Below are 19,360 nucleotides of genomic sequence, written 5' to 3'. Positions count from 1 at the left end.
ATCAGGCCCCCGCGAACTGGCGGACACGCGGGTCCAGCATGACGAGCAGCAGGTCGGCGATAATATTGCCGACGATGAGCGTCGCCGACAGCACCATCATAAAGGTTGCCGTGACATAGACATCTCCGATCGCCATCGAGCCGACTATGGCGGGACCGACAGTCGGCAGGGCAAAGATGATGGCCGTCTCGATCTCGCCGGTGAGCATGTAGGGGAGGGCAACCCCCTGATACATGACGAGCGGATGCAGTGCGTTCGGGACGGCATGCTTCATGATGACCGCACCGCCGGACAAGCCCTTCGCGCGCGCCGTTTCCACGTATTGAGCATTCAGCGTGTCGAGCAGATTGCCTCGCATGACCCGCATATTATAGGCAAGCCCGCCGAAGGTGGCTATCGCCACGACTGGCCAAACATGGCTGACGAGATCGACGAATTTCGCCCAGGACCACGGCGCTCCGCCATACTGGGGTGAAAAGAAGCTGCCGATCTCCGAGACTTCGAACTGGAAGACGAGCAGGTAAACGATGATCAGCGCCATCAGGAAGCGGGGCACCGTCATGCCGAGGAAGGAAATGCCCGAAAGCAGATTGTCGATCCAGCTATACTGCCGGGTTGCTGCCCAGATTCCAAAGCCGATACCGAGCAGCGAGGCGAGGAGGTGGCAGACAAGCGCCAGCGCCAGCGTGCGTGGCAGACGTTCTCCGACAACATCCGCGACGGGCCTATTGTAATACATGCTGTGACCGAAATCGCCCTCGGTGACGATGCCCTTGATCCAGTTAAGGTATTGCATAATTAAGGGCTTATCGAGTCCGTGCTCGGCACGGTATGCCTGAGCCTGGGCCTCCGCCTGGGCAAAGGAGGCGCCGCTCTGATTGATGAGCTGCGAACGGATATAGTCGGCATAGTCACCGGGTGGCGCCTGGATGATCGCGAAGGTCACCACGCTCAGGATGACGAGGACGGGGATCGCCGAGCCTATACGCACGAGCAGGAATCGTAGCATCGGACGGTTCGCTTCTCCTGATGGCCGCAGCCGGCCTGTTGTCGGGATCTTTCCGGCCGCGCGTCACGACGCGCGGCCGGTTGCTTCACTGGGAGGGGGACTCGGTTAATTCATCGGGCCTTTGTCGCCGGGTTTTCCAGGCAATTGCTCGGGAAAAAGCTCGTATTTGCCCTGTTTGTCCGCCGCGACCCAAAGCCGTTCGCGGATGACGGAATCTTCGGCCCAGTTGAACATGAAGATCGGCGTGCCCTGCGGGACATTCGAGAAACGCTTGTTGATGATCAGTGCGCCCGGATATTCGGTAAGGCCGATGGTATCGACATGCTCCGTCGCCGTTTTCTGATATTGCTTCATCAGGTTGACGCGCTCATCGCTGTTCTGGCTGGTCTGGAATTTGCTGACGATTTCGATGAGCTGCTTCTCGTAAGGCATGAGATCGAGCGTGCCGTCCTTGCCTGCACGGTGATGCCAGCTCGTGCGCGGGCCGACAGGGGCAAGCTGCTCGGTATTCTGCACGACCGAAGCGAGTTCCGGCGTGCTTCTCTGGATTGCCCAGTCGAAGCGTCCGCTATAATGGGCATCGTCGCGCTTGGGTCCGTCGAGCGCGTTGAGGATGACCTTGATGCCCAGCCTTTCCATCTGGCCGACGACACCTTCCGCCAGGCTCTTGTCGGTCGCGTAGCCGTTGTTGACCAGAAGAACGATCTCGACATTCCTGCCAGCGGCCGTGCCGGACGGAAAATTCACGATGCCGTCGCCATTGGTATCCTTGAGCCCGACCTTGGCGAGCAGTGCCTTGGCGCCCTCAAGATCGTAGGGATAATAGACAGTCGAGTTGCGGTCGTAAAAACTCGTGCCGGAGGAAATGCCGCCCGGATAGATGGCGGTAAACGGACCTTTGACGAGGGAATCGCCGATCGCCTTGCGGTCGACCGCCATGGTGATCGCCTTGCGAAAGTCCTCGTTGCGGTTGAGCTCGCGAATTGCCTGGCCGCGCTCGTCGGGATCCCCCCAACCGTTGCCCGAGAAGTTCATGCGCATGTTATAGCCGATCAGCCGGGGTCCGAAGGCAAGGCGGGCAGGCGCGGTCTTTTCGGCAGCGCGTTTCAGCGAAGCCACGAAGTTTTCGGGCTGTTCAAGATTTGAAATATCGGCGGAGCCGGCGACTGCCTGCACATCCCGATCCGCCCATGTCGAAAGCTTGTAGTGCAGCTCATTGAGATAGGGCAGCTGGTTTCCCTTCTCGTCGACCTTCCAGTAGTAGGGGTTGCGCCGCATCACGATGATGTCGTCCGGCCGGTATTCGACCGGCACCCAGCCGCCCATCACCGGCATGTTCAGGAATTCTGGCGGGAAGGCGTTCTTGGACTGGTCGTATGTGTTTTTGGAATATTTCGGATGCTGCGGTTTGAGAAGATGCGACGGCCCCGGGCAGAAGTTGGGATAGGCCATGGTGTAGAGATATTGCTTCGGGAAGGCCTCCTTGAAGGTCCACTCCACGGTATATGCGTCAATTTTCTTGAGGGTCGTTCCCTCGCCGAAGGCCTCCGGGGATGCGCCGCCGCCGAGCGGCGAGACGTTCGGGTCGATGACCTCGTCTTCCCAATAGAACATGATGTCGTCTGCGTCGAAGGGATCGCCGTCGGACCATTTGGCGCCTTCCACGAGATGCATGGTGAGCTTGTGGCCGTCGGCGGACCATTCCCAGCCTTTAGCGAGATTGGGCAGCGGCTCGGTATCCTTCGCCTCGACCTGGAACAAGGGCGCCGTACGCGTCAGGCATTCCGACAGGCCGATGTCGATGCCGCCCCAGCCCTGGGTCTGACCGGCGCCGTAGTTCCAGCCTTCCGGCCGTCCGCCGATGACGTGGCGCAATGTGTCGCCATAGATACCCGCGCCGTCCGGCATGTTCTCCGTCGTGAAGACCAGCGGCTCCTTCGGCAGACGATCCTTGACCGGAGGCAGCTTCCCGGCGGAGACGAACTTCTTCGTTAGCCAATCCGGTTCGTGATATTCGGACAGCGCCTTGAACTCCACGATGGAGTCGCGCGATACGTATTTGATCTTGCCTTCCGCCGGAAATTGCGGCGGAACCGGCGGCGTTGTCGGCTCGGATGCATGGGCGCTCATCGCCCCGACCGAGACACCGAGCGCCAGTCCGGCAAGCATGCCGGCAGTTTTGAAATTGCTCATCGCCTCTCCCTCCTGTTCGGAGCGCCGCAGCGTCTCCGTTTCTCCTCGAACGATCGTAAAGCCAATTCCGGGCGACAACCTTCCTCCCGAAGATCCGGTCCTAGCCGGCTTTGCCGAAGCATTTTCACACAGCCTGTTTCAGCGTCTCCTTTTCCGCGCGCAGTTCATCGATGGAGCGCACGTTGCGGCGTGCCGCACCCGCCCAATCGCGCGTCCTCACCGTACTGCGGGCGAGCCGCTCCTTTGCCGCCGGGACGGCATCGGCATATTGCGGCAGCCAGCGGGCCTGCGTCACGACCATCTCATCGACCATCTGCCAGACTTCCTCCGGCGTGCAGACCGCACCGACCAGCGGATCATGCAGGACAGCGAGTTTCAGGAGATCGATATCGCCGCTGATGGCCGCATGAACCGACATGCGCTGGACGTTGATGGACGAAATGCAGGTCGCCGCACAGGCTTCCGGCAGGGTGATGCCGGCAACCATGTTGATGCCGAAGCGATCGACAAAGCCCGGCGACTCGATGATCGCATCAGCGGGCAGGTTGGTGATCACACCAATGTTCTTGACGTTGAAGTGACCGCGATAGACCCGGCCCGTTTCCAAAGCCTCGAGAATGTGGCTGGCATGCTCATTCGAACGTTTGGCCGGATCGAGCGGTTTTTCGGCGGAAGCGAGAAACTGCGGGAATTCGGTCTCGAACCAGTTTCGGGTTTCGGTCGAGTGGCGCAGATAGCCCCCCGTCTCGCCATGGATCCAGTCGGACATGTCGATCCACCTGGCAATCTCGTCCGGGCGTTTGCGGTACCAGGGCAGGTATTCCGAGAGGTGGCCGTTGCTTTCGGTGGAATAGACCCCGAAGCGTTTCAGTACGTCTATGCGCAGCTTCTCCTGCTGGGAAAAGACCGGATGTGCCTCGAAGGCAGCGACCAGCTCATCCTTGCCTATTCTACGGCCGTTGAGGCGCAGATCGACAAACCATGTCTGATGGTTGATGCCGGAGCAGATGTAGTCGAGCTCGCTCAGAGATTTGGCTCCAAGCACCTCGGCAATCTGCTCGGCGCCATGCTGCACGCCGTGGCATAGACCGATCGTCTCGACCCTCCCGTATTCGATGGCAGCCCAGGTGTTCATCGCCATGGGGTTCGCATAGTTCAGGAACTTGGCATCAGGGGCGGCGACTTCGCGGATATCCTTGCAGAAGTCGAGAATGACCGGAATATTGCGCTGGCCATAGAGGATGCCTCCCGCGCAGATCGTATCGCCGACGCACTGGTCGACGCCGTATTTGAGAGGGATGCGGATATCTTCCGCGTAGGCTTCCAGGCCTCCGACGCGCACGCAGCTGATGACGTAGCGGGCACCCTCCAGCGCGCGGCGGCGATCGGTTGTCGCGGTAACCCTCGTTGGCAGCCGATTGGACTCGACGATCCGGTCGAGGATCGCCTTGATCATCTCCAGATTATGTTCGCTGATATCGGTCAGGGCGAATTCCACGTCCTGGAATTCCGGCACGCAGAGAATGTCGGTGAACAGCTTCTTGGTGAAGCCGACACTGCCTGCTCCGATGATAGCGATTTTGAAACTCATGTCCTTCACCCTGGTCTGAGAAATGCTAGATTGGAGTGGCGCAGAGGTGGATAGACGGCATGCTCACGCACGCGGCCCGGAAATGCCTGGTTTCGTGCATTTAGTCCTCCCGGCTTGACGTCCGGCCGCGGTCCCCTTCCTCCGATGCGGTGGATTATGCGCAATTCGGTAGGGGTCGCCAGAGAAGTATTATGCTTTCGAGGGTAAATTTGTGCTGCAGGATTTGATCGCCCACGGACAGTCGATGAGAACGGTTTCCTTCCCCCGGGGCCGCCAGCGGCTGCACGCCATGCCGACCAGCGCCGGTTATGAAGTGCGCCAGAACGAGGTCTATGACTGGGACGGCAGAAAGCGCGGGCAGGTTCCTTTCACGGTGCTGCAACATACGATCAGCGGTTCCGGCCGGCTGCGCTATCAGAACCGGAACTATCGGCTGCAGGCCGGCGACACCTTCCTCCTGCTCGTGCCGCACAACCATCGCTATTGGCTCGAGAAGAACGAGCGCTGGGAATATTTCTGGATCTCGATGCATGGCGAAGAGACACTGCGGATCCACAAGATGGTCCTGGCACTCGCCGGCCCCGTGCTCAAGCTGCAGCCCTCGACGATCGATCACCTAGCCGACTGCAGCTTGCGGCTGGTCAAGGGCGCCACCACGCCAGGCGTGGCGTCCGCCATTGCCTATGAAGCGGCAATGGCGCTTTACGACGATGTCTTTGGCTCGCCTGCCTTTGCCGCGGAGCAAAGTGCGATGCAGCCCGTCATCGACCATATCAATGCCAATCTGGATAAGCCGCTTCCTGTCGGCGAACTGGCTGAAATCGTCGGGCTCAGCCGCGCGCATTTTTCTCGAAGCTTTGCCGAGAGCGAAGGGGTTCCACCCGCAGAATACGTGCTGCAGCAACGGCTGCAGCGGGCGGCGAAACTTCTGACCAAAGGCGACTTTCTGCCCGTCAAGGAAGTGTCGATCATGTGCGGTTTCGACGACCCGAATTATTTCGCCAAGGTATTTCGCCGCGTCTACGGAATTACCCCCACCGAGTTTCGGACCACCGGCATGTATGCCAGCATCGGCAAGATGAGATAGGGTTGGTCTCTGCCGGACACGGCATTTCCGCTTAGGACATTGCGTGGGCGGCAAAGCGGCTATCCCGCCGGAAATCGGAGGGCGACATGCCCGAAATATGCCGGAAGGACTTGTTGAACGCGCTGATCGAACCGAAGCCGCTATCCATGGCGACCTGTAGCACATTGGCTCCGTCCTGCATCAGGAGCGCCTGGGCACGGGAGAGCCGCAGGAGGTTGACGTATTTGCTGAGCGTCATTCCGGTTGACCGCCGGAAAATATTCATCGCGTATTTCGGATGAAGGTCGGCGGCGCGGGCGATGTCGATCGTGTCGATATCCTGCATGAAATTGGCGGCGATGAAGTCGCACATGCGGGCGACGCTTTTGGCCGACTGCGCATAGGGCTGGTCCGGGCCGGCGGTGTCAGCGCCAGAGGGAACCTCCGGTATCAGACAATAGGAATCGAGAACGATGCGCTCGATCCGAAGCAGCAATTCGTCCACGGCATGCTGGCGTTTGAGGGAATTGCCCGACGTTACATATTCGAACCAGCGCGCGAAGTTCTCCTTGTCCGCCGCATCTGTGGCCGATGTCAGCAAAGTGGCCCCATGCATGAGCTTGCTTGAGAGGTCGCCCGGCAGCCGCAGGCGAAAGAAATGCACCAGCGGGAGATGCGCGCCGGCATAAAGAGAATCGTCGGAGGATTCGTCCATCCGGTGCGGTTGGCCACCCCAGAAGAGGCACATCTGGCCGGCGCTAAGCCGGATATCGTGCTCGCCCATACGATAGCGGACCGCGCCGCGGATCACGTAATTCACCTCCACCTGCGCGTGCCAGTGCGGCATCAGCATGATCGGCGGGTGGTTGAAAAACATCTGCAAGGCAGTCGGCAGGCCTTCTATGCTGCTTGCGCCCGGGTGGTAGATCGCTTTGCTGACTACCTTACTTTCCGCCAAATCCATGTTCCCTTTTTCGGAGACAGATGTTTCGCAGGCGATAATTTAGGCACGTTCCGAAGGGACAGCAATTGGAAAAGGGAGGTTTTCAATGCGCTTCAAACTCGCGGGCCCGACGGCCGCGGTCGTACTGCTTGCATCGAGCACGGCATTCGCAGAGTCCGGCCAAATCACCATCTGGAGCTGGAACGTCGCAGCCTCGTCTCTCAAGGCGACGCTCGAAGGATTCAACAAGAAATATCCCGACATCAAGGTGACGGTGGAGGATCTCGGCAACGACCAGGTCTACGACAAGACGCTTGCAGCCTGCGCGGCGGGAGGCGAAGGCCTGCCGGATATCGTCTCGGTTGAAAACTTCGAAGCGGAAGTCTTCTGGAACCGCTTCCCCGATTGTTTCGCCGACCTCAGTGAGGTTGGCTATACGCCGGAAATCCAGGCACTCTTCCCCGAATTCAAGCGGACCGAGCTTGAATTGGACGGCGTTCCTTACGCCGTGCCGTGGGATTCGGGACCGGTCGCCCTCTTCTATCGCCGCGATTTTTATGAAAAGGCCGGCGTCGATCCCGCGACGATCAAGACCTGGGACGACTTCATTGTCGCAGGGAAGAAGGTGATGGCTGCCAATCCGGGAACCGTGATGGCACAAGCCGATTTCAACGGCGACAGCGAATGGTTCCGGATGATTTCCAACGAGCAGGGTTGCGGCTATTTCTCGACCGATGGCCAGACGATCACCATCAATCAGCCCGCTTGCGTCGCGACACTTGAGAAGATCAAGGAGATGAAGGATGCCGGCCTGATCACGGCCGCGATCTGGGATGAGAAAATCCAATCCAATACCGCGGGCAAGGCCGCGAGCCAGATGTATGGCGCGTGGTTCGAAGGGTCTATCCGCTCCAACTCTCCCGATCTGGCGGGTAAATGGGGCGTCTACCGGATGCCGAGCCTGACGGCCGACGGCCCTCGGGCAGCCAATCTCGGAGGTTCGTCCCTGGCCCTTAGCGCCGCTTCCGAGAACAAGGAAGCCGCCTGGAAATTCATCGAATATGCCCTGACCACCAATGAGGGCCAGGTCACGATGCTGAAAGCGTTCGGCCTCGTTCCATCGCTTCTGTCGGCGGTGCAGGATCCGTTCGTGAAGGAGCCGCAATCCTATTGGGGCGGCCAGGCTGTTTGGTCGGATATCCTCGTCACCCTGCCGCAAATCGTTCCAAGCCGGGGCACGGCCTTCCAGAGCGATGCGGATGCGATCTACCAGGCGACACAGACGAAGTATTTCGCCGGCGGGTACCCGGACGCGAAGGCTGCTCTTGATGACGCGGCGAAGCAGATCGCGACAGCCACCGGACTGCCCGTTGCGCAATGAGAATTATCGGGCGGCGTCAAGCCGCCCGATATTCCCGCTTGGCAATTCCTGACAGGAGAACGAGATGCTTTCGAGGAATAGGGCGGCCTATGCCTTCCTTGCCCCCTACCTTTTGATCTTCGTCACCTTTTGGCTCTGGCCGATCATAAACTCGCTGCTGATCTCGTTCCAGAACACGCGCGTCAATCCGTGGCGGTTCAGCCTGTCGGCAAACTGGGGGCGGCTGTTCGGCGATCCGGCCTTCTACAACGCGCTCTACAATACGCTGATCATCCTGGTGATCCAGGTGCCGGTGATGATCGCGCTCGCGACCGTCATGGCGGTCCTTCTCAATTCTCCGCTTCTGAAGGCACGGCCGCTCTACAGGTTCGCCTTCTTTGCGCCTGTCGTGGTCGGCGAGGTGGCCTATGCCGCAGTCTTTAGATTAATGTTCAGCGCCGATTTCGGCATCGTCAACAAGCTGATCACCTCTGTCGGATTGTCCCCCGTCTCCTGGTTCGACAATGCCAATGCTGCCATGGCGCTGGTGATCATCGCGATCACCTGGCGGTGGGCGGGGTACAACGCCATCATCCTGCTTGCCGGCCTGCAATCGATTCCCGACGACGTCTATGAAGCAGCGACACTAGACAGAGTGAGCAAGTTCCAGCAGTTCGTCCATATCACCCTGCCGCTCTTGAAGCCGATCATCAGCTTCTGCGTCGTGCTCTCGGTCATCGGCACCATGCAGCTCTTCACCGAACCGTTTCTGATCACCAACCGGGGAGGGCCGGGCGGAGGAACCGAGACCCTGGGCCTGCTGCTTTACCGCCAAGGCTTCACCTCGCTGAACTTCGGTTACGCCTCGGCAATCGCCTACACGATCGCCGGTCTGGCGGTGGCGATTTCTCTGCTCAACCTCATGCTCGGAGGCGAGAAGAAAAAATGAGATCGAAATCCCGCTCGCTTACGATGCAGAAGATTGCGCTGCACATGGTTTTGACCCCGCTCGCGATCATATGGCTCTTCCCGCTCTGGATGATGTTCGTTTTTTCGACCATGCCCGACCACGGCATCTTCAGCCCTGATATCGTGCTCTGGCCCTCGGCGGAATTCGGTGCCAACTTCCGCAATCTGCAGGCGGACACGAATTTCATCCGGGCGATGTTCATCTCGATCACTGTCGCGATCATCTATACCATCCTGTCCGTCCTGTTGACGTCGATGGCAGGCTGGGCGCTGGCGCGTTACCGTTTTGCCGGCCGCACCATCGTGGTGGCGATCATCCTCGGCACGATCACGCTGCCTTTCGCCGTGGTCGTCATTCCGCAGTTCATCATGGTCGCCCGTGAGTTCAGGCTCGCCAATACCTGGATCGCGCTGATCGTCCCGCCGTTGTTCAATTCGCTCGGCGTCCTGTTCATGCGGCAGGCTTTCTCGATGATGCCGGGCGAACTCTTTGATGCGGCGAGGGTGGAAGGAGTGCGGGAGTGGCGGATCTTTCTGCACATCGCGCTGCCATTGGCGCGCCCGACGATGGCAGCGCTTGCGATCATCCTGTTCCTGTCTTCCTGGAACAACTACCTCTGGCCGCTGCTGATCAATTCGCGGCCGAACATGATGACGGCGCCGGTGGCGCTCGGAACCCTGATCGGCCTCACCAGGGTCTCTTGGGGCGGCATCATGGTAGGGGCGGTGCTGCTGACGGCCCCGGTGCTGGTTGTCTTCGTTTTCCTGCAGCGCCACTTCATCGCCGGGATTTCGGCCGGTGCGGTCAAATAGTCGGGGAGGGATCATGGCGAAAATCAAACTCGAAAATGTCGTTAAGAGCTTCGGGGCCTATCAGGTCGTTCACGGAGCAAACCTGGAGATCGAGGACGGAGAGTTCACCGTGTTCGTCGGGCCGTCCGGATGCGGGAAATCGACCCTGCTGCGCATGATCGCCGGCCTTGAGGATATTTCCGCCGGCACGATCAGCATCGGCGGAAAAGTGGTCAACGACACCGAGCCTTCCGATCGCGGCATCGCAATGGTCTTTCAGTCCTACGCGCTCTATCCCCACATGAGCGTCCGGCGGAACCTTTCCTTCGGGTTGGAAATGAACGGCAACCCCAAAGCCGATACCGCCCGCCGGGTCTCGCTTGCTGCGAACATATTGCAGATCAACGAACTGATGGACCGGCGTCCTGCCCAGCTTTCGGGTGGCCAGCGCCAACGCGTCGCGATCGGACGAGCGATCGTTCGCGAGCCGCAGGTATTCCTTTTCGACGAGCCGCTTTCGAACCTCGATGCAGAGCTCCGCGTCCAGATGCGGGTCGAGATCTCCAAGTTGCACAAGCAGCTGGGAACCACGATGATCTATGTGACCCACGATCAGACCGAGGCCATGACGCTTGCAGACAAGATCGTCGTATTGCGGGCTGGGCATATCGAGCAGGTGGGAGCGCCGCTGGATCTCTATGACGATCCAGCCAACCAGTTTGTCGCCGGCTTTGTAGGCTCCCCGAAGATGAATTTCCTGAAGGCGGACGTGGTGGAAAAGACGCCGGACGGAGCGGTCGTTGCCCTCTCGTCTGACCGGAAAGTCCGGTTCGCGTTCCCGCTCTCGACCGAGATCAGCGAAGGCGCATCTGTCACGCTCGGCATCCGGCCAGAGCATTTTGCTCCGCCCGGCGAGGGTGATGCGGATCTGACCGTGGCTGTCGAAGTGGCCGAGCACCTCGGCAATACCAGCTACGTCCACGCAAGCCTTGCGGGTGAGACGGTCGTCATCGAGCAACCTGAAAGCCGCCACAGGGGTGACCGCCGGCATCTTACCGTGGGGGTGCCGGCGAGCCGCGTCTTTCTTTTCGACCAAACAGGCAATCGCCTTCGCTAAGCAATTTCAAAGGGTATCAAAGGAAAAATCATGACTGCAGAGAACCATGTCCGCTGGGGCATCATCGGTCCGGGCACTATTGCACGCGCATTCGCCGAAGGTATCGCGCATTCGCAGACCGGACGGCTCGCCGCCATCGCCACCCGCAATCCGGACAAGCCCGGTCTTTCGGAAGCCTTTCCGGGAGCGAAGGTCGTCGCCGGATATGATGCGCTGCTGAGGGATCCAGAGATCGACGCAGTCTATATCGCAGTCCCCCATGTCGGACATGCAGAATGGGCGATCAAGGCAATCCGCGCCGGCAAACATGTGCTGGTCGAAAAGCCGATGGCGCTTTCCGCGTTCGACGCCGACGTGATCTTCCACGAAGCGAAAAAGGCCGGGGTGTTTGCGGGTGAAGGCTACATGTATCGCCTGCACCCTCAGACGGCGAAACTGGTGGAGCTGGTCAAGAGCGGAGTTGTCGGAGACGTCAGGATCATCCGCTCGAGCTTCGGCTTCAACATGGGAAGCTTCAAGCCGGAGCACCGGCTCTTCAATGGCGACATGGCGGGCGGCGGCATTCTGGACGTCGGAGGCTATCCCGTATCCATGGCCCGGCTGATTGCGGGAGCTGTGGAGGGCAGGGATTTCGTGGAGCCCAAGACTGTCGCGGGCGCAGCCCATCTCGGCCAATCCGGCGTCGACGAATGGGCTTCGGCGGTCCTCAAGTTCGAAAACGGCATCGTCGCGGAAGTTTCCTGCTCGATCATGGCGCAGCAGGACAATACGCTTCGCATCATCGGCTCCAAGGGGCGGATCGAGGTTAAGGACTTCTGGTTCGCCTCGGGCCGCCATGGCGGCGCCGGACGGATCGAGATCATCAAAGGCGACGAGCGCGAAACCATCGAACTTGAGGAGAAACGGTACCTCTATTCCTTCGAGGTCGATGCGGTCGGCGAGGCGATCCGCGGGGGGCGTGGTGAATTTTCCTGGCCGGGGATGACCGCTGCGGACTCGCTCGGCAATCTGCGCGTTCTTGACCAATGGCGCGCCTCGGTCGGCCTGGAATACGCCGTGGAAACGGCCGCCAGGCGTTCCACCAACATAACCGGCGGAAAGGTGCGTCTTGGCAGCGGCATTCCGAAGCGGCAGATTCCGGGCGTTGCGAAGGAGGCCTCAGCGATCAGCCTCGGCTTCGAGTTCTTCCCGAATTTCGCCGCGGCGTCATTGACCATGGACGCTTTTTACGAGGCGGGAGGCAATGTATTCGATACCGCCTATGTCTATGGCGCCGGCAAGACAGAGAAAATTTTTGGCGACTGGCACACGAGCCGGCAGGTGCCGCGCGAAGAATTTGTCCTGATTGGCAAGGGCGCGCATTCGCCGCTTTGTTATCCCGACGTCATCGCCAGGCAACTGGATCAATCGCTTGACAGGCTCAAGACCGATTATGTCGACGTCTATTTCATGCACCGGGACAATCCTGACATACCGGTCGGCGAATTCGTCGACGCAATGGATGCGGAAGTTAGGCGCGGCAGGATCCGCGGCATTTTCGGCGGCTCGAACTGGAGCCGCGAGCGGATGGACGCGGCGATCACCTATGCCCGGAAGAATGGGAAGACGGTGCCAGGGGCGCTCTCCAACAATTTTTCCCTCGCCGAGATGCTCGACCCGATCTGGGCAGGATGTGTTGCCGCATCTGACGATGATTGGAAGGCATGGCTGACGGAAAAGCAGATGCCGAATTTCGCCTGGTCGAGCCAGGGACGCGGGTTCTTCACGGACCGGGCCGGACGCGACAAGCAAGACGACGAGGAACTGGTGCGCGTCTGGTATTCGGAGCGGAACTTCGAACGCCGCGACCGGGCAATCGAACTTGCCGGAAAACTCGGTCGCCACCCGATCCACGTGGCATTGGCCTATGTCATCGCGCAGCCATTCCCCGTCATACCGCTGATAGGACCGCGAACCGTGGGCGAGCTTGAGGACAGTCTCTCGGCGCTCGATATCCGGCTCTCGCCGGAGCAGATCCGATGGCTGGAGAACGGTTCGTAAGCGCGCGACAATATCCCCGAGGTGGGGATGTTTTCGACGGACAGCGAAGAAATTGCCGTCCCGTTTCAGCGACTAACTGCGAAAAATATCCCCCTTCCATCCCCGCTTTTTCGGTCGCGGTTATAGTGATCGCGTCATCGAGCAGGGAGCCGGGTCGCGAACCGGTCTCCTCAACGGGGAGCATCCGGCGCTTGATGGCGGTCGTTTTAGGCAGGGCAATGCCGTCAGGGCGCCAACCGCCGGGACGAAGTGGTTTCGGAATTTGGACCCTCCGCAGCCATATTCCCCGGAAAAGCCGAAGCGATCGGGCAGGCAGAAAACCTGACACCCATCTAACACACCGACTGCCTGCCCATCCCTTGTGACACCGTGACGACCATGTTCGCCGCGGGCATTCGGCATGCCCGATAGTTTTTTCCCCTGGGATTGGAAGATAACATTCAGCCGGAGCCAGCCGCGGGAGCACATGACGGAGGCTCGGCGGCGCCTATCGCATCACGCCGCCAAGCTTCCGGCCGCAGGTGGGGTAACCAAGGGGGTCTCTACGGCCCCGGGAATATTATTGCTGCGGTTTCATAGTTCCAGGTCCGTTAGTAAACATGATCAGCGTTTTCTAAATACCCACAGCCCCCGTTCCAAAATGGAGCGTCTCCGGCCGGCAGCCACTATGTTGTCGGCCGCCGCAGCGTTCATTGACTGCGTTGCGCCTGCCAGAGCCAGCGGCAGAACCAGATCCGGCACACAGGTGATAAAGGACAACAGGCAGATCAAGAACGCCACGAGCGGCCGATTTCGCGAGTCATCTCATCAGGGGGAATGCCGGTCATGATCGAGGGCAGGATGGCTCCATCCTGCTCTCGCCAGTGCTATCGGGCGTCTCGGGCTGACGTGACCTCACATCAGCCAATCATTCGTCGTGTCTGCGGCCGCGGCAATCGGCGCGTCCTCCAGCGAATAGGCGCGGATGTAGTCGATCTTCATCTGTGAACCGTTGATCAGACCGCTCGAGGGGGTTCCCGCGGTGCCGCCGACCGCCAGATTGACCAGCATATACATCGGCTCATGCATATCCGCGGGCGTATCGGCCCGCGCTATCGCGACATCGTCGAAATACCAGACGATCTCGTCTTCATTCCACAACATGCCGTAGGTATGAAAGCCGTCGGTGCTGGGAACGTTAACCGCTGAACTCTGGGTTGTCTGCGTGCCGGTGGCGTTGGAATGGGCGGAGACATGTATGGTGTAGGGATCCTGGCCGCGCATCTCCACCACGTCGATTTCCGGCGGCCAGCTTCCATCCTCGGGAAGCAGCCAGAAGGCGGGCCAGACGCCTCCGTCATTTGGCATATCGGCACGGATCTCGAAGTAGCCGTAGGTTTGAGAGAAGGTGGAGTGCGTATTGAGCAAGCCCGACGTGTAGTCATATCCGTTCACCACGCTCTCGAGCGCCGCCGGGGTCGGCTTCGCGGTGATCGTCAGGACCCCGTTATTGACGGAGAAGGGGTTTGCCGAAGCGGTCGGGGCATAGAGCGGATTGATATACCACTGCAGTTCGCCATTTGTTGGCATGGAGCTGCCCTTGGCGGGAGCCCACGGAAACTTGGCGTCCCAGGTGCCGCTTGTGCCGTTGTAGAGAGACAGCGAATTGAAGTCGTCCGAAAAGGTCTGGGTCAGCCCGGAGCGGTCGAGGCTCAGGGCGAATTGATCCGGGTTGAGTTTATCCGCCGTCGTTCCAGCTAAAACGAGGCTCTCGCCGCCGCCAAGGTCAATGCGCAGGTTTGCGCCTTCTTGGATGAAATGGCTGCTGAGCTGTTCGAAGGATGTGAATCCGTACTTGTTCAGCCGGATGGTGTCGTCCGCGCCAAAATCGGTAATCAGATCGCTGCCGTTTCCCTTGGCAAAGATGAAAGTGTCCGCGCCACCGCCGCCGATCAGGACGTCATTGCCCGCGCCGCCGTCGAATGTCTGCCGGCTGGACGAGCCGGAGATGATGTTGTCGACGCTGTTTCCGAAAGCGAAACGTTTGTCGCCTGTCACTCGGAGGTTTTCGAAATTCAGGGGGAGAGTATAGCTCATCCAGGTGTCGATGGTATCGACGCCGGAATTTGCGGCTTCGTAGGCGCGATTGATGCTCGAGTAGAGGTAATAGATGTCATCACCTGTACCGCCGCTCATGGTGACGTTGACGGAACTATCGCCCCACATGGAGTCGTTGCCGGCAGTTCCCGATAAGGTCGGCCCGGAGCCGGTGGCGGAAAACCACGCCGTCGAGGTGCCACTATAATAAAGCCTCTTACCCACGGCGTTCAAAACGGTTCTGGTCATCAAGCCTCTCCTGTTTTGGCTAAATCCTCCCGATATCTCCTCTCAAAGATGTCTGCACGACGGGCGGACATCGCTCCTCCAAAACCTAGGTAACCTGCATGGGTTCCCATGGCCAGCCAAAATTGGCATCCGCGCCGATCAAATCCGGCCGCGTGACACTTCAGCCGATTCGCCTGCGCAGCACCGCATAGGCGGCCCCCGCGCTCATGGCTGCCAAGAAATACCAGGTGATGGCGTAGACGAGATGGCTGTTGCGGAACTGCACGACCGTCAGCCCGCCGACCGGCAAGCCGCTGGGATTGGGGGCAGAATCGGCATCGATGAAATAGGGAGCGACGTTCGTGAGCCCTTTGGCGGCGGCAATCGCTGCCACGTCGCGGGAATACCAGCGGTCATTGTGGGGGACATTGGTTCGCAAAAAAGCGCCATCCGGCTCGGTGATGCGCAGGAGTCCGCCAACCTCAACCGTGCCCGCGACTTCTCCATCCGCCCGTGACGCCGGGTCGCGGCGGTCTTCCGGCACGAAGCCGCGGTTGACCAGGATCGTTGTACCGTCGGCCCGTTGAAGCGGCGTCACGACCCAGAAACCAGATCCAAGCACCGTTACCGCCTGAACCAGGACCTCCCTGTCGTGGAGGAATGTGCCGCTTGCAGTGACGCGGCGGTACTCGTCCTTTTCCGCGGTAATGCCGGCCCATTCGGCCGGTCCCGGAGACGGTGCGGGATCGGCATGCACCCGGGCCTCCACCCGCTCGATCAGGTCGAGCTTCCAGAAAAGCCGCTGCACCTGCCATGTGCCGAGACCCAGGAAAACTGCGACAAGGAACAACATCGCGGTCGCGAAGAGCAGCCGGGACCGGCGAGACGGGGAAGTCTCTTCCTCTCCGGACCCCAGCCGATCCGCATCCGGATTCACGGTCGTGGATCCTTACGGCATGTTCTTCATCATTTCCGGCGACATCGGCATCATGTTGGCGTTCAGATGATGCATGACCCAGAGTGAACCGGCGAGCGCGATGCCGACGAGCACCAGCGTGAAAATGAGCGCCATGATCGTCCAGCCGCCTTCCGAGCGGGGGTTCATATGAAGGAAGTAGATCATGTGGACGACGATCTGAACGACGCCAACGCCCATGACGAGGAAGGCGGTCAAGAGCTTGCTATCGAAGACGCCGCCCATGACGAGCCAGAACGGAATGGCGGTCAGGATGACGGAAAGCAGAAAGCCTATGACATAACCCTTCAGGGAACCGTGGCCGGCTCCATGGCCGTTGCTGTGGCCGTGATGGGTGGCGGAGGCGCTTTCGCGGGCGGGGGCGTGCGAGCTCATCCGAGGACTCCGATCAGATAGACAAAGGAAAAGACGCCGATCCAGACAACGTCGAGGAAGTGCCAAAACATCGAAAGGCACATCAGCCGGCGCCGGTTTTCAGGGATCAATCCCCGCATCGAGACCTGCACCATCAGGGTTATCAGCCAGATGATGCCGAAGGTGACGTGCAGGCCATGCGTGCCGACCAGGGTGAAGAAGGACGAGAGGAAGGCGGACCGAGTGGGACCGGCGCCCTCATGGATCAGATGATTGAACTCGTAAAGCTCGAGCCCCAGGAAGATCGCGCCGAACACGCCGGTAACGCCGAGCCAGAACAGCGTCTCGGCCTTGGCGTTGCGCTCCATCTGCAGCATGGCAAAACCGTAGGTGATCGACGACAGCAAGAGCATGGCCGTATTGACGGCCACCAGCGGCAGGTCGAACAGATCGGCGGGCGAGGGGCCGGCAGCATAGGAGCGGCCAAGCACCCCGTGGGTCGCAAACAGCACCGCGAAGATCAGGCAGTCGCTCATCAGATAGAGCCAGAAGCCCAGCATGGTGCTGCCTTCCGGGTGGTGGTCCTCGGTGAGGTAGAATTCCGGCTTGTCTGTTTCTTGCGCCTGGAGAGTGCTTGCCATATCAGGTCCGCTCCGCGAGCAATTGGGAGCGCGCGTCCTCTGTTGCAGTTACGGTTTCGGCTGGGATGTGGAAATCCCGGCTGTAGTTGAAGGTGTGGCCGATCGCGACCGCAAGCATCGCGACGAAAGACAGGGCCGCCAGCCACCACATGTACCAGATCATGCCGAAGGCAAAGGCGACGCTGAGGGCAGCCAGGATCAAGCCTGCTCCGGTGTTCTTCGGCATGTGGATGGGTTTGAACCCGGCGAGCGGGCGCTCGTAGCCGCGGCGCTTCATATCGTACCAGCTGTCATGATCGTGCACGACCGGCGTAAAGGCGAAGTTGTAGTCCGGCGGCGGCGAAGATGTCGACCATTCCAGCGTCCGACCATCCCAGGGATCTCCGGTCGTATCGCGCAGCTGGTCGCGCCTGAGGAAGCTGACGACCAGCTGGATGATGAAGGCGGCAATGCCGAGCGCGATCAGGAAGGCTCCGAAGGCGGCGATCACGAACCAGATCTGCAGGGACTGGTCCTCGAACTGGGAGACACGACGGGTAATACCCATCAGGCCGAGCACGTAGAGCGGCATGAAGGCGACGTAAAAGCCGATCAGCCAGAACCAGAAGCTCATCTTGCCCCAGAACGGATCCAGCCGGTAGCCGAACGCCTTGGGGTACCAGTAGTTGACGCCGGCGAGCAGTCCAAAGACCACGCCGCCGATGATCACGTTGTGAAAATGCGCGATCAGGAACAGGGAGTTGTGCAGGACAAAATCGGCAGGAGGGACGGCCAGCATGACACCTGTCATGCCGCCGATGACGAAGGTCACCATGAAGCCGATCGTCCACAACATAGGCACTTCGTAGCGGATCCGGCCGCGATACATGGTGAAGAGCCAGTTGAACATCTTGGCCCCGGTCGGAATCGAGATGATCATCGTGGTGATGCCGAAGAAGGCGTTCACCGACGCCCCAGAGCCCATGGTGAAGAAGTGGTGCAGCCAGACGATATACGACAGGATCATGATGACGCATGTCGCATAGACCATCGAGGCATAACCGAAGAGGCGCTTGCCGCAGAATGTCGCCACCACTTCCGAAAAGATGCCGAAGGCCGGCAGGATCAGGATGTAGACCTCCGGATGCCCCCAGATCCAGATGAGGTTCACATACATCATCGGATTGCCGCCAAGATCATTGGTGAAGAAATTGGTGCCGACGTAGCGGTCGAGCGTCAAGAGCGCGAGAGTAGCGGTCAGGATCGGAAAGGTCGCGACGATCAGCACGTTGGTGCAGAGAGAGGTCCAGGTGAAGACCGGCATCTTCATAAATGTCATGCCCGGCGCGCGCATCTTGACGATCGTGGCGATGAGGTTGATGCCGGAAAGTGTGGTGCCGACACCCGCCACCTGCAATCCCCAGATGTAGTAATCCACGCCGACACCCGGGCTGTAGTCGGCGCCTGAAAGCGGCGGATAGGCAAGCCAGCCGGTGCGGGCGAACTCGCCGACGAACAGCGACAGCATGATGATGATCGCACCGGCCGTCGTCATCCAGAACGAGAAATTGTTCAGGAACGGGAAGGAAACGTCGCGGGCGCCGATCTGCAGCGGCACGATATAATTCATCAGGCCGGTCACGAAGGGCATTGCCATGAAGAAGATCATGATCACGCCGTGGGCCGAGAAGATCTGATCGTAGTGGTGCGGGTTCAGGTAGCCTTCACTGCCGTTGAAGGCGATCGCCTGCTGGATGCGCATCATGATCGCGTCGGCAAAACCGCGAAGCAGCATGACCAGCGCCAAGACCACGTACATGATGCCGATCTTCTTGTGGTCGACGCTGGTAAACCACTCCGTCCAGAGATAGCCCCAGAGCCTGTATTTGGTAATCAGCCCCAGCAGGGCGAGCCCGCCCAGAGCCACGACAGCGAATGTCACGACGAGGATGGGTTCGTGATAGGGGATGGCCTGCCATGAGAGCCGCCCCAAGATGAATTCCGTCAAAGTGTTGTTGCCGAACAT

The 19,360-nt window shown here is 59.9% G+C and carries 15 protein-coding genes; 6 read left to right on the top strand and 9 right to left on the bottom strand.

Annotation, left to right across the window (positions count from 1 at the left end; genetic code table 11):
- Position 1: 1 nt before the first annotated feature.
- The 3 genes from EDE05_RS14330 to EDE05_RS14320 form a co-directional block, all read right to left on the bottom strand.
- Complete coding sequence (locus EDE05_RS14330) at positions 2-1,009, bottom strand: ABC transporter permease (protein ID WP_105372406.1); 1,008 nt, start codon at positions 1,007-1,009, stop codon at positions 2-4.
- Positions 1,010-1,114: 105 nt separating this feature from the next.
- On the bottom strand, positions 1,115-3,202 hold the full coding sequence (locus tag EDE05_RS14325; RefSeq protein WP_134101713.1) for an ABC transporter substrate-binding protein: 2,088 nt from the start codon (positions 3,200-3,202) through the stop codon (positions 1,115-1,117).
- A 124-nt stretch (positions 3,203-3,326) separates the two neighbouring features.
- Positions 3,327-4,793, bottom strand: a complete 1,467-nt coding sequence (locus tag EDE05_RS14320; protein WP_134101710.1) for an alpha-glucosidase/alpha-galactosidase — start codon at positions 4,791-4,793, stop codon at positions 3,327-3,329.
- Positions 4,794-5,037: 244 nt separating this feature from the next.
- Here EDE05_RS14320 and EDE05_RS14315 point away from each other — a divergent pair, with 244 nt between their 5' ends.
- Entirely contained in the window at positions 5,038-5,880 is an 843-nt protein-coding gene (locus tag EDE05_RS14315; RefSeq protein WP_245519911.1) for an AraC family transcriptional regulator, read from the top strand.
- 31 nt (positions 5,881-5,911) lie between these two features.
- Here EDE05_RS14315 and EDE05_RS14310 read toward each other — a convergent pair whose 3' ends face one another.
- On the bottom strand, positions 5,912-6,823 hold the full coding sequence (locus EDE05_RS14310; RefSeq protein WP_112799948.1) for a helix-turn-helix domain-containing protein: 912 nt from the start codon (positions 6,821-6,823) through the stop codon (positions 5,912-5,914).
- 85 nt (positions 6,824-6,908) lie between these two features.
- Here EDE05_RS14310 and EDE05_RS14305 point away from each other — a divergent pair, with 85 nt between their 5' ends.
- From EDE05_RS14305 to EDE05_RS14285, 5 genes are all read left to right on the top strand, one after another.
- Positions 6,909-8,183: an ABC transporter substrate-binding protein gene (locus EDE05_RS14305; protein WP_134101704.1), complete on the top strand. Its 1,275-nt coding sequence runs from the start codon at positions 6,909-6,911 to the stop codon at positions 8,181-8,183.
- 64 nt (positions 8,184-8,247) lie between these two features.
- Complete coding sequence (locus EDE05_RS14300; protein WP_134101701.1) at positions 8,248-9,111, top strand: sugar ABC transporter permease; 864 nt, start codon at positions 8,248-8,250, stop codon at positions 9,109-9,111.
- Positions 9,108-9,944, top strand: coding sequence for a carbohydrate ABC transporter permease (locus EDE05_RS14295; protein WP_134101698.1), 837 nt, complete (start codon positions 9,108-9,110; stop codon positions 9,942-9,944). The genes EDE05_RS14300 and EDE05_RS14295 overlap by 4 nt, the downstream gene beginning before the upstream one ends.
- A 13-nt stretch (positions 9,945-9,957) precedes the next feature.
- On the top strand, positions 9,958-11,040 hold the full coding sequence (ugpC, locus tag EDE05_RS14290) for a sn-glycerol-3-phosphate ABC transporter ATP-binding protein UgpC (RefSeq protein ID WP_134101695.1): 1,083 nt from the start codon (positions 9,958-9,960) through the stop codon (positions 11,038-11,040).
- Between the two features lie 30 nt (positions 11,041-11,070).
- Complete coding sequence (locus EDE05_RS14285) at positions 11,071-13,080, top strand: aldo/keto reductase (protein ID WP_134101692.1); 2,010 nt, start codon at positions 11,071-11,073, stop codon at positions 13,078-13,080.
- An 894-nt stretch (positions 13,081-13,974) separates the two neighbouring features.
- On the opposite strand, the gene EDE05_RS14280 is transcribed toward EDE05_RS14285, so the two are convergent.
- The 5 genes from EDE05_RS14280 to cyoB form a co-directional block, all read right to left on the bottom strand.
- On the bottom strand, positions 13,975-15,405 hold the full coding sequence (locus EDE05_RS14280) for a family 16 glycosylhydrolase (RefSeq protein ID WP_134101688.1): 1,431 nt from the start codon (positions 15,403-15,405) through the stop codon (positions 13,975-13,977).
- 160 nt (positions 15,406-15,565) lie between these two features.
- Positions 15,566-16,237, bottom strand: coding sequence for an SURF1 family protein (locus EDE05_RS14275; protein WP_134101897.1), 672 nt, complete (start codon positions 16,235-16,237; stop codon positions 15,566-15,568).
- Positions 16,238-16,333: 96 nt separating this feature from the next.
- On the bottom strand, positions 16,334-16,735 hold the full coding sequence (gene cyoD / locus EDE05_RS14270; protein ID WP_134101685.1) for a cytochrome o ubiquinol oxidase subunit IV: 402 nt from the start codon (positions 16,733-16,735) through the stop codon (positions 16,334-16,336).
- Positions 16,732-17,355, bottom strand: a complete 624-nt coding sequence (gene cyoC, locus EDE05_RS14265) for a cytochrome o ubiquinol oxidase subunit III (protein ID WP_105372417.1) — start codon at positions 17,353-17,355, stop codon at positions 16,732-16,734. Before cyoC ends, cyoD begins: the two co-directional genes overlap by 4 nt.
- 1 nt (position 17,356) lies before the next feature.
- Positions 17,357-19,360 (bottom strand): cytochrome o ubiquinol oxidase subunit I, encoded by a 2,004-nt coding sequence (cyoB, locus tag EDE05_RS14260; RefSeq protein ID WP_134101682.1) that lies wholly within the window; start codon positions 19,358-19,360, stop codon positions 17,357-17,359.

Source organism: Neorhizobium sp. R1-B (assembly GCF_004368875.1).
In the GTDB taxonomy this organism is placed as follows: Bacteria; Pseudomonadota; Alphaproteobacteria; order Rhizobiales; family Rhizobiaceae; genus Neorhizobium; species Neorhizobium huautlense.
The sequence above is the reverse complement of the archived record's forward strand: the minus strand, read 5'-3'. Positions and strand labels throughout refer to the sequence as shown.

Coding starts and splice junctions, on each gene's coding strand:
- EDE05_RS14330 (WP_105372406.1), bottom strand. CDS start 1,009: ATGCTACGATTCCTGCTCGTGCGTATAGGCTCGGCGATCCCCGTCCTC.
- EDE05_RS14325 (WP_134101713.1), bottom strand. CDS start 3,202: ATGAGCAATTTCAAAACTGCCGGCATGCTTGCCGGACTGGCGCTCGGT.
- EDE05_RS14320 (WP_134101710.1), bottom strand. CDS start 4,793: ATGAGTTTCAAAATCGCTATCATCGGAGCAGGCAGTGTCGGCTTCACC.
- EDE05_RS14315 (WP_245519911.1), top strand. CDS start 5,038: ATGAGAACGGTTTCCTTCCCCCGGGGCCGCCAGCGGCTGCACGCCATG.
- EDE05_RS14310 (WP_112799948.1), bottom strand. CDS start 6,823: ATGGATTTGGCGGAAAGTAAGGTAGTCAGCAAAGCGATCTACCACCCG.
- EDE05_RS14305 (WP_134101704.1), top strand. CDS start 6,909: ATGCGCTTCAAACTCGCGGGCCCGACGGCCGCGGTCGTACTGCTTGCA.
- EDE05_RS14300 (WP_134101701.1), top strand. CDS start 8,248: ATGCTTTCGAGGAATAGGGCGGCCTATGCCTTCCTTGCCCCCTACCTT.
- EDE05_RS14295 (WP_134101698.1), top strand. CDS start 9,108: ATGAGATCGAAATCCCGCTCGCTTACGATGCAGAAGATTGCGCTGCAC.
- ugpC (WP_134101695.1), top strand. CDS start 9,958: ATGGCGAAAATCAAACTCGAAAATGTCGTTAAGAGCTTCGGGGCCTAT.
- EDE05_RS14285 (WP_134101692.1), top strand. CDS start 11,071: ATGACTGCAGAGAACCATGTCCGCTGGGGCATCATCGGTCCGGGCACT.
- EDE05_RS14280 (WP_134101688.1), bottom strand. CDS start 15,405: ATGACCAGAACCGTTTTGAACGCCGTGGGTAAGAGGCTTTATTATAGT.
- EDE05_RS14275 (WP_134101897.1), bottom strand. CDS start 16,237: ATGTTGTTCCTTGTCGCAGTTTTCCTGGGTCTCGGCACATGGCAGGTG.
- cyoD (WP_134101685.1), bottom strand. CDS start 16,735: ATGAGCTCGCACGCCCCCGCCCGCGAAAGCGCCTCCGCCACCCATCAC.
- cyoC (WP_105372417.1), bottom strand. CDS start 17,355: ATGGCAAGCACTCTCCAGGCGCAAGAAACAGACAAGCCGGAATTCTAC.
- cyoB (WP_134101682.1), bottom strand. CDS start 19,360: ATGTTCGGCAACAACACTTTGACGGAATTCATCTTGGGGCGGCTCTCA.